Annotated in this window: 6 protein-coding genes and 1 tRNA gene; 4 read left to right on the top strand and 3 right to left on the bottom strand. The window is 59.6% G+C overall.

The window, feature by feature from the left end; translation table 11 throughout:
* Positions 1-195 precede the first annotated feature (195 nt).
* Together AC1RTQ_RS23835 and AC1RTQ_RS23830 are read left to right on the top strand one after the other, a co-directional pair.
* Positions 196-546, top strand: a complete 351-nt coding sequence (locus AC1RTQ_RS23835; RefSeq protein WP_492879415.1) for a hypothetical protein — start codon at positions 196-198, stop codon at positions 544-546.
* A 491-nt stretch (positions 547-1,037) separates the two neighbouring features.
* Positions 1,038-1,114, top strand: a tRNA-Arg gene (locus AC1RTQ_RS23830).
* A gap of 108 nt (positions 1,115-1,222) precedes the next feature.
* Here AC1RTQ_RS23830 and AC1RTQ_RS23825 read toward each other — a convergent pair.
* Together AC1RTQ_RS23825 and AC1RTQ_RS23820 are read right to left on the bottom strand one after the other, a co-directional pair.
* Positions 1,223-3,013: a M14 family zinc carboxypeptidase gene (locus AC1RTQ_RS23825; protein ID WP_492879413.1), complete on the bottom strand. Its 1,791-nt coding sequence runs from the start codon at positions 3,011-3,013 to the stop codon at positions 1,223-1,225.
* A 158-nt stretch (positions 3,014-3,171) separates the two neighbouring features.
* Complete coding sequence (locus tag AC1RTQ_RS23820; RefSeq protein WP_492879411.1) at positions 3,172-5,019, bottom strand: DEAD/DEAH box helicase; 1,848 nt, start codon at positions 5,017-5,019, stop codon at positions 3,172-3,174.
* Positions 5,020-5,283: 264 nt separating this feature from the next.
* On the opposite strand from AC1RTQ_RS23820, the gene ettA reads away from it, so the two are divergent.
* Together ettA and AC1RTQ_RS23810 are read left to right on the top strand one after the other, a co-directional pair.
* Positions 5,284-6,945, top strand: coding sequence for an energy-dependent translational throttle protein EttA (gene ettA / locus AC1RTQ_RS23815; RefSeq protein ID WP_492879409.1), 1,662 nt, complete (start codon positions 5,284-5,286; stop codon positions 6,943-6,945).
* A gap of 48 nt (positions 6,946-6,993) precedes the next feature.
* The gene (locus tag AC1RTQ_RS23810) at positions 6,994-9,297 is read left to right on the top strand and encodes a DUF1631 family protein (RefSeq protein WP_492879407.1); all 2,304 of its coding nucleotides are present in this window, start codon (positions 6,994-6,996) and stop codon (positions 9,295-9,297) included.
* On the opposite strand, the gene AC1RTQ_RS23805 is transcribed toward AC1RTQ_RS23810, so the two are convergent.
* Positions 9,294-10,331 (bottom strand): P1 family peptidase, encoded by a 1,038-nt coding sequence (locus AC1RTQ_RS23805; protein WP_492879405.1) that lies wholly within the window; start codon positions 10,329-10,331, stop codon positions 9,294-9,296. The two genes, AC1RTQ_RS23810 and AC1RTQ_RS23805, sit on opposite strands and share 4 nt — an antisense overlap.
* Positions 10,332-10,409: the final 78 nt, after the last annotated feature.

Here is a 10,409-nt window from a genome sequence, read left to right as displayed (position 1 = left end):
CTGGCCTGCGGCTTCAGATAAATCGACACGGTGCGGCTATCGCCCTGGGGCCACTGCACACGTTCAACCACGTAGCCTTCCCAGCCGCCAAGAGCCTGCAATAACTTCGAGTCCAGCATTTGATGTGTTCTCCGGTGTCAGCTTCGTTGCCATCAGATTACAAAACGAACGGGCTTATCTCCACAGAATTCCTCGATGAACCTGAAAAAAGCACGCTTTAAAGCGGGCAGTCATACAAATTGGGTAGGAAAGCGGTCAGACAACAAGTATTTACAGCTGGGTCTTTCTGCAAGATTACTCTGTAGGACTCCATTTTCTGAAGGAGTTGCTATGAAAGCGCTACTTTTAATTGCCGCAGTTACCGTCGCGCTGGCGGGGTGCTCGATGATGCCGGGGCATAGTTCCGGCTCGATGCCTGCTCAGGGGGCCGGTCAGAACATGGGATCAATGAATATGAGTGCAGGCCGAGATTCCTGGTTGGTTGACGACAATGGACGCCCTTGGACTGGCGGTGACGGCGCTTTCTACGGCTCTCAGAACAGGTAGACAAGGGGCGTAAGGGCTTTTCCTTGAGGCATTGCACGGTCTTGTCATCCAGCCGCTCGGCATGCCCGGACAGGCGAGCTCGTCGCGCAGGCTTTGGGTGATGGTTTGGGGTTCGTTGGCATGGGCATCGGGCGCGGACAGTCAGGCTGCAGCAGGGAGTCAGCAATCGTCTTCAGCATGAGGATCTCCTGTTCAATAAATTGCGTGGAACTATCAAAGCTGAATGCTCAGAGAGGCCATGCTTCTGACGTGAGCGCCATCACCACGGCAGCGCCGACCAAGCAGAACAGGCCGAGGCCGGTAAGAGTCCATTGCGCTGCGAGCAGCATTGTGGTGGAGTGGGGGACAGTCCAGGCTCAGGTTGAGCCAATGGCGGGGGCTGAACCGAGGCATAATAACGACCGGTCATATCAAACGAGAAATGACCGATGCGGAGCGCTCCACAAATCTAGGTTTAAGCGAAGCAAGAAAAACCTAGTGAAATCAATCATCTGCCCGTAGCTCAGTTGGATAGAGCAACAGCCTTCTAAGCTGTGGGTCACAGGTTCGATCCCTGTCGGGCAGGCCAAGTGAAGAAAAAGTCCATTCATGCAATTGCATGAATGGACTTTTTGTTTCTGCATCAGCAGTGTGCCGCAGAGCGTTTCTAAGACTCTGCGATCTTGCCCTTAGATTTTCATTCCATCTCTTCTTCGAAAACGACCGAGGGTGCGGCGACGACGCGTGCAATGTCCGTGGGTGCCGTAATCAGACTTTTGCTTACATAGCTGAAGGGGGTGTCAGGCTCGAGGGCTGCAGTCGCCAAATGCGCTTTTGCCTGGTTAAGAGTGATGTAGTAGCTGCCCATGGGGGCTTCAATGGCACCACGCGTCAGAACAGGGGTGTTGCTGCCAGTAAGGGATGGGGTGTAGTTTTCTGCCAGCATCTGGCCGGATTCTGCAATCTGCATGACTTGCACTCCCAGCAGGCGCAAACGGTCGACGGCTCGCCCCGAGTCAGCCGACAGCCAGTAACCGCATGGGCGGGGACGGCTTTGTTCGGGCTTTATGTTCAGTGATGAATTCCAGTCCACACGGGCTTCGATTTCCTGTCCGGATTCGGCCTGCAGCATGTGGATGGTGCGCTGCTCAGATGTTTGTTTGGCCTGGATGGTCAGGGTGTTGCGGCAAGCGAGCGCAGAAATGTCGCGGGATACAAAGGATTCGACCTGCTTCAGATTTTTCGATTTTTCGGCCGTGGCTCGCAGTGCTGCAGTTGCCGCAGTGACTAGGCTGTGCACGCGGCGCTGAATGTGCAGGCGCCCCAGATCAGAGCCGCGGCTGGCGATCAGCAGGGCAACAGAATTTTTGAGGCTGCTGGTGTTGGCAAGAGTGTCGGCAGTCAAACCGGCCATGGACATTGATTTGTCCTCAGGCTGAGCACTGGGCTGAAAAAACCATTCATTACTGAGCTCTGCCTGCTTGAGAGCGTTGCGTATAGGTTGGCTGAACCACTCTCGCGCAGCCTTGTTGACAAATTCGTGTGCATTGGCCGTGGCCGCAGGTTGGAGCAGTACGTCGTAGCGTTGCACGGCCTGAAATCTCTGCAGCAGCGTGCCAGCTGCTGCAAATTCACGTAGATCAATCACTGCGGCTGGGCGGTAGTTACGGGTCAGGCGGGCGAGGGCCTGTGCTTCCGGAGTGCTCAACAGCAGATGATCGTGAACGAGATCGGTGCCGTCTGCTGTGACGTGGCTGGCCGTGCCTGCTGCATCAGGGTTGGCCCGAGGTACGATGATGATGTTGGTTTGCTGCAACAATGGTGCAAGCAGGCCGCCCTGGCTCAGTTCGCGTGCGACGACCAGCAGGGCCTCAGTGCTGGCAGGTTCGTCGCCACGCTGGCCGCCGACCAAGAGCACGGTGGGTTTGCCGCTGCTATTGATGGCCGTTGCCTGGGTGCTTTGGCCCTGAGTCGCAATAAGTGCCTGAATCGGCAGTCCTCTTTGAGAGGTGCCGATAGTGACGGTGGACAGTTGCGAGCCGTTACCGGCCTTGCTGCTCACTGTTTGCAGCCATGCAGCAATTTCTGTCTGCGTGCTGAACTGCTGTCGCCCGCTACGCAGACCCGGAGTGTCATAAAGAGTAATGGGATCGATAAAGAGAGACTCGATGGCCGGGTTATAGGGCAGGGCTGTCAGCTGTTGCGTAGGGGCAACCGCCTGGCTGATCACTGAAGGAGCGGCAGGAGAACTTGCTGCGGAGGGGGCTGGGGCCGGTGCTGGGCCTGACATGCCAGTCCAAGGCGGCAGCTGCACATTGGCACAGGCCGTCAACAGCACTGCCGAGCCCACTGTCGTCAGCTTGAGCATGCTTTGGGTCCAGACGGACTGCGTGCGCTTGGCATGAGAGAAAACAGGCTTGGTAAGAAATGTCATAAGTTCAACGCAGATAAAAAGAACATGCCAAGAACGAAAGCTCAAGCTTCGCACATCTGGAACCCATATTAGGTCGGCTGGCTTGCTGTCGGCTGTCAGCGCGCAGCGATGCTGAAGCTGGAAAAAACAGAAGGGCTGCAATATTGGAGATTGCAGCCCTTCAGGAGGTTGGGTTGAAGGTGACTCACACCTTCAACCATAGACGCAGTGGACTAACGTCCGTAACCGCCGCCAAAGCCTCCACGGTTGCCACCGCGATTACCTCCGCCAAAACCACCGCGACCGCCGCCGCCACCGCCAAAGCCGCCACGGCGACCACGGTCAGCCATGCTGTCCACGCTGGTGCGCATGGGATCGGGCTGGCCACCACCGTTGCTGCCGCGCGCGCCGTTGAGGCGGGCGTGGCCTTGCTGCGTACCCAGGTGCGCATCGGCACGGGGGGGCTGGTCGTCGTAGCGGTTGCCGCGCTCACGATCACCGAACTGGCGGGCACTGCCGCGTTTGGGGGCTCGCTGTTGATCGCTATTGCCCTGAGGGCGTGGAGCGCGGTCGCTTTGACCAAACGAGTTGCTGCGCTCGCCATTGCGCTCGGTGCTGCGATCGGAGTTGCGTTCGCCACGTTCCACCGCTTGCTGGCCCTGGCCGCGCTGGTTGTTGACGCGGCTGTTGCTGCGGGGCTTGTGCTGGCGTGCGGGACGTTGCTGTGCTTCACCTTCTGTCTCGCCTTGCGGGGCATCTACAGCAGGACGGCGACCACTGCGGCTGCCATTGGGAGTCTTATTGGAGCGGATGCGCTCCATCATTTCCTGGCGGGCTGCCTTGGCAGCTGCCTGCATCACATCGCGGCTGGGAGGCTTGCCAGCGCCACCCCACAGGGTCTGTCGGCCCATGGCGATGGGCTCGGCGATTTCGCCTTCTTCAGGACCAAAGCCTTCGATGGGCTGCACCGGAATCTCCTGCTTGGTAAAGCGCTCAATATCCATCATGAAGCCTTCTTCGTCCATGCAGACCAGGCTGACTGCGTTGCCTTCGCGACCGGCACGGCCGGTACGGCCGATACGGTGTACATAGTCTTCCGAGATATTGGGGATCTCGTAGTTCACCACGTTGGGTAGCTCGTCAATGTCGATGCCGCGTGCCGCGATATCTGTTGCCACCAGCGCGCGCAGCTCGCCCGTTTTGAAGCCTTCCAGGGCTTGGGTACGGGCGCTCTGGCTTTTGTTGCCGTGCAAAGCCATGGCGGAAACGCCGTTCTTGGTCAGGTACTCGGCCACGTTGTTGGCGCCAAACTTGGTACGGGTGAACACCAGCACCTGACTCCAGTTGTTTTCCTGGATGATGTGCAGCAGCACCTGCTTTTTCTTGCCGCGACCCACGGGGTGGATGACCTGCTTGATACGCTGCACGGTGGTGTTGCGCGGCGTGACCTGGATGGATTGGGGGTTGCGCAGCAGGCCATTGGCCAGTTCGCGAATTTCATCGCTGAAGGTGGCAGAGAACAGCAGGCTTTGCTTGTCCTTGGGTACTAGAGCCAGAACCTTCTTGACGTCATGGATGAAGCCCATGTCCAGCATGCGGTCGGCCTCGTCCAGTATCAGCATCTCGACGGTGGACAGGTCCATAAAGCCCTGACCGGCCAGGTCCAGAAGACGGCCGGGCGTGGCAACCAGAACGTCAACGCCTTTTTCGATGCGGGCGATCTGCGGCTTCATGCCGACACCGCCAAAAATCACGGTGGAGGTAATGTCCAGGTATTTGGCGTAGCCACGCAGGTTTTCTTCCACCTGGGCCGCCAGTTCGCGGGTAGGGGTCAGCACCAGAGTGCGGACGCCCTTGCCGCCAAACTTGTTCTTGGGCGCTGTGCCGCTTGCCAGGCGCTGCAGCATGGGCAGCGTGAAGGCGGCTGTCTTGCCGGTGCCGGTTTGAGCGCCGGCCAACAGGTCGTGCCCGGCGAGAACCAGGGGAATGGCCTGTGCCTGAATGGGAGTCGGGTTTTCATAACCCTGTTCTTGTACGGCCTTCAGAATGGCGGGTGCCAGATTCAGTTCTTCAAATGTCATTGTGATCAATTGCGCCAATCCTGGGCGCGGGGTATCAGCCTGTCATGGCACCCGTGGGGTGCCTGGCCAGTTGTAGGCAGATATAGTTTGCGTGTCGGGAGCTTGGAAACGCTTCCTTTGTCCCCAGCTGAAGTGCTGCTGCAGCAGGCAACTGGACGCCTGTTGCGAGGGGTATTGTCGCATGCACTGATAATCATGGTTTGATTGCCGTGTAAAGCGGCACACTTTTTTGCATAAATCCAAGTAACTCAAAGCAATTCGGACATGGCTCAATACGTTTTTTCGATGAATCAGCTGACCAAGACGGTGCCGCCCAAGCGCCAGATCTTGAAAGGCATTTCCCTGAGTTTCTTCCCCGGCGCCAAGATCGGTGTGCTGGGTCTGAACGGCTCGGGCAAGTCTTCGTTGTTGAAGATCATGGCCGGTGTGGACAAGGAGTATGAAGGCGAAGCCATCCCCATGCAGGGCCTGTCCATCGGCTACCTGCCCCAGGAGCCTCAGCTCAATCCTGAACATACCGTGCGCCAGGCTGTGGAAGAAGCCATGGCCGAGGTGAACAATGCCAAAGCCCGTCTGGAAGAGGTGTACGCTGCTTACGCAGAAGAGGATGCGGACTTTGACGCCCTGGCTGCCGAGCAAGGTGAGCTGGAGGCCATCATCGCTGCCGCGGGTACGGACTCCGAGCATCAGCTGGAAATCGCTGCGGATGCACTGCGCCTGCCGGCATGGGACGCTATCGTGGGTCAGCTCTCTGGTGGTGAAAAGCGCCGCGTTGCCCTGTGCAAGCTGCTACTGTCCAAGCCTGACATGCTGCTGCTGGACGAGCCGACCAACCACTTGGACGCCGAGTCCGTGGACTGGCTGGAGCAGTTCCTGCACCGCTTTAGCGGCACCGTGGTGGCCATTACCCACGACCGCTACTTCCTTGACAACGCGGCCGAATGGATTCTTGAACTGGACCGTGGCCATGGCATTCCCTACAAGGGCAATTACTCCGACTGGCTGATCCAGAAGGGTAACCGCCTGGAAGCCGAGCAAAAGGGCGAAGAAGCACGTGCCAAGGCCTTGAAGAAGGAGCTGGAGTGGGTTCGCCAGAATGCCAAGGGTCGTCAGGCCAAGTCCAAGGCCCGTATTGCGCGCTTTGAAGAGCTGAGCGATTACGAATACCAGCAGCGCAATGAAACCCAGGAAATTTTCATTCCTGTGGCCGAGCGACTGGGCTCCAAGGTCATCGAGTTCACCAATGTCTCCAAGTCCTTTGGCGACCGCATGCTGATCGACAACCTTTCGATGAACATTCCCGCTGGTGCCATCGTCGGCATCATCGGACCGAATGGTGCTGGTAAATCGACTCTGTTCAAGCTGATCGCGGGTAAGGAGCAGCCTGATTCAGGTAAGGTGGACATCGGCCAGACTGTGAAGATGGCCTTTGTGGACCAGCACCGCGATGAACTGGCCAACGAAAAGACCGTGTGGGAAGACATCTCCGGCGGTTTGGACATCATCACCGTGGGCAAGTTCACCATGGCGTCGCGCGCTTACGCGGGCCGCTTCAACTTCAACGGCCAAGACCAGCAAAAGAAGGTCGGCAACCTCTCCGGTGGTGAGCGTGGTCGTCTGCACCTGGCCAAGACGCTGATTCAAGGCGGAAACGTGCTGCTGCTGGACGAGCCCTCCAATGACTTGGACGTGGAAACCCTGCGTGCGCTGGAAGACGCGCTGCTGGAATATGCCGGTACCGTGATGGTCATCTCGCATGACCGCTGGTTCCTGGACCGTATTGCCACGCATATTCTGGCCGCCGAAGGCGATTCGCAGTGGGTGTTCTTTGACGGTAACTACCAGGAGTACGAAGCCGATAAGAAGAAACGACTGGGTGAAGAAGGTGCTGCGCCCAAGCGTATGCGTTACAAGGCGTTGAAGTAAGCATCAAAATGTCTCTGGCATCAGCTGGAGCGGGTATTCTTAGGGGCTATGAGCCTCGCACATGCATCCGTTTCCGTGCTGCGCACCTGCCTTGTCCAGGTGGTGCGTGGCGCTGATGCATTCGCGCTGCGATTGTTGCAGCGCACCGAATATGCGTTAGAGCAATCGCTTGCGACGGGTTTCCACTGTGCAAGGCGCGATGTGCTCAGCGCTGCGCTGCACAACCTGCAGCAGCACCGGGCCTCGGTGATCAGCAGCTTCCCGCAGAACTTGCTGGAGGCGCTGGTACTGTCAGCGCGCCAACCCTTTTCCTTTTCTGCACAGACGCTGGATACCGTCACTGGCCGGCTTTTGCCATTGGCGGCCATGGCCGAGTCGGCCAGCCGTCAGCTCAAGGCCGAGCACAAGCTGGTGCAGATGGTCGAGCCCCAGGTCGAGCTGGCGCTGGCCGATCTGGATGCGTTGATGAGCGGCGCTCAGGGGCTTGAGTCCGCTCAGCCAGAGTGCAATCCGCTGCGGCTGGAGAACTATGTGCGCGCTTTGAGCCAGTCGTTGACGGCTGTTCAGCCCGCCACGGAGGTGGCCGATTGCTGGCATGAATTCATGTCGCAGCAGCTGGGCTCGATTCTGGCTTCTGAATATTCCCGTGCTGCCAATTTGCTGCGCCAGCATGGCGTGCAGCCTGCCCGCTATGGGGCGGATGGCGACACCCGGCCCCAATGCCTGCTGACCTTGCGGCTATTGCAGGAGTTGGCCTCCGATCTGCGCTGGATTGATGATTCGCGGTGTACCGTGCCCCAGTCGCTGACAGACTCCATGCTGGCGGGTTGGCCTGCGACCGAGCCGGCCTCCATTGCGCCTGCGCAAGACTTGGGGCTGGAGGCGGGCTGGACTTCGTATTCGGCCAATGCGCTGCAGACTTCGCAGCAACCATGGGTGCCTAGTGCTCAGAGGGGATTGCGCGCGCCACAGCCCAGTCAGGCGCCCAGTGCTCTGATTCAGATACGCACGCTGCAGCGCATGATGAGTCATATGACCAGCGACGGCCGCCTGCTGCTGCCGGTGCAGCGGGTCTTGTTGCGGCTTGAACCCATGTTGAGCCAGTTGGTGGCGCAAGACGGTGCTTTCTTTGAAGATCGCTTGCACCCGGCACGGCAGTTGCTCGATGAGTTGACGGCTCGCAGCCTCTGGTTCGCCAGCGAATCTGCTCTGGGATTTTCTCACTTCATCACCGTGGCGGAGGCTGCGGCGAACCAGTTGGCTAGTGCTGGGCAGGCAAATGCGCATGTGTTTGCCCAAGTGCTGCAATTTGTGCGCGAGCAGTGGCCGCCGGAAGGTCGTATGAGCCGCGTTGCGCCTCTGAGCCAGCATACCGAAGTCGAGCATTCCACGCGACAAGGGCTGATGAGCTCGGCGCTGGGGCTGGTCGATCGTCAGATCGTGGGCGCCATCGAGCAGATCAAGCCCGATGCCCTGCAGCTGGCGCAGATGATTCGCAGCTTGCCCAGTGCCAAGGGGGTGCCTGAAGATATTCTGGATTTTGTGACCGGCCCTTGGGCCGGTGTGATTGCCCAGACACAGCAGCTGGCTGAACCAGGGCAGGAGCGCGATCCGGGTGGCTATCTGGCGCTGGTGCCCAGCCTGCTATGGAGCGTGTCGCCGCAGGCCGCTCAGGATGTAACGCGATTGGTGGCCATAGCGCCCAGGTTGCAGCGCCGTCTGGCGCGAGGCTTGCGCAGCGTGGGCCGCACGGATGTCGAAATCGCCGCACTGGCGGCCCGACTGGGAAGCCTTCAGCAGCGGGTACTGGATGCGGCCGAGGCCGCAGGCCGGTCCGGCTCTGACGAATTTGCCAGGGCGGATGTGCTCGGTGAACTGCCCAGCGTGCTGGCGGGTCTGGATGGTGCCTCAGAAACCGTGCGTGCCGGACTGGATATCACCTTGCCGGTACTGACCGACAGAGTCGAGGAACTACCATCAGTGGCCGTGATGCGAGAGCCGCAGCCTCAGGCCGCAACCCATTCCTCAGGACCTGTCTTCAAGACCACAGCGCCGCAAAAGACAGTAAGTGCTCCATTGGGCGAGCCTGAAGCAGTTGTTTATGCTCCTATGCCGACGCACGCACCCATGGGGCAGAGCAAGCCTGCAGATGTTGCTGAATGGCCTTTGGGGACCTGGGTGGAGCTGTGCAACGAGCGCCAGCAACTGCGCACCAAACTGACCTGGGTCAGCCCGCAACAAAGCCTGTTTCTGTTTACCGCCGAAGACGGAAGCACCCAGTCCATGACGCGCCGCATGCGCGACAAATTGCTGACGCAGGGGCAGTTGCGGCGCCTTGAGGCGATTGCCTAACTTCTTGCCTGTAGATCCTGATAGCTAGGCAGCGTTGCCTGGCCTTCGATCCGCACCGATTGAGCGAGCAAGACAGCGCGCGCGGTGGCTACGGCCACGGCTTCGGCGGCCAATGTGCTCAGCGTCATCATTCCCAGCGACTTGCCGCTGCACGCCGTACCAAGGGCAAACAGGCTGTCGCCATCGCTCATGGTATGCACGGGGTTAATGGCACGTGCCAGGCCGTCATGGGCTACCACGGCCAGGCGATGGGCCTGGGCCTTGCTGATGATGGCGTCGGTCGCTACGATGCCAATCGTGGTGTTGCTTCCGGCCAGAACCGGCCTGGGCTCCTCGCCTGCCAGCAAGGCGTCGCGGGTGCCACGCAATTGCAGGCCGTCTGTCGTGCGTGCCCCGGCCAGCAACTCGCCGTTGAAGGGGTTGAATACATCGCCCAGCGCATTGCAGGCAATGATGGCTCCCACGGTGACGCCATCGACGGTAAAACTGGCCGTGCCTATGCCGCCCTTCATGGCGCGTTCATGGCCGAAGACTTTGCCTACCACGGCGCCCGCGCCGGCGCCTACGCTGCCCTCGGCGGGGCGCTTGGTGCCGGAGTCAGACCCCGCATTGCGGCTGGCTGTATAGCCGGCTGTGGCATCAGGGCGTATGCGCATATCGCCCATCATCACGTCAAACAGAACGGCGGCGGGCACCAGCGGAATGCGGCCCACGCCGATATTCAGGCCCGCGCCTTGCTCTTCCAGCCAGCGCACGGCCCCTGTGGCCGCGTCCAGCCCCCAGGCGCTGCCGCCGGCCAGCATGATGCCGTGGACCTCCTGCACCAGATTGCTGGGGTGCAGCAAATCGGTTTCGCGCGTGCCGGGGGCTGCGCCGCGCACATCCACACCGCCCACGGCACCCAGAGGGCACAGCACGGCGGTGCAGCCCGTGGGGCGGCGCGAGTCGCTGAAATGGCCGACGGAAATGCCCTGCACACGGCCGATATGGCCTTCGTGTGCAAGCAGATCCTGAAACGTTGAAAAAACGCTCATGTCAGTCCTCTTTGCATTCTTTATATGTCTTTATGGATAAACAGATGGTTTTTTATTCTTTAGGGTTTGCGCGTGTAA

The sequence above is a fragment of the Comamonas sp. GW821-FHT11H03 genome, from assembly GCF_058807955.1.
This window is presented reverse-complemented; position numbering and strand designations above follow the sequence as displayed.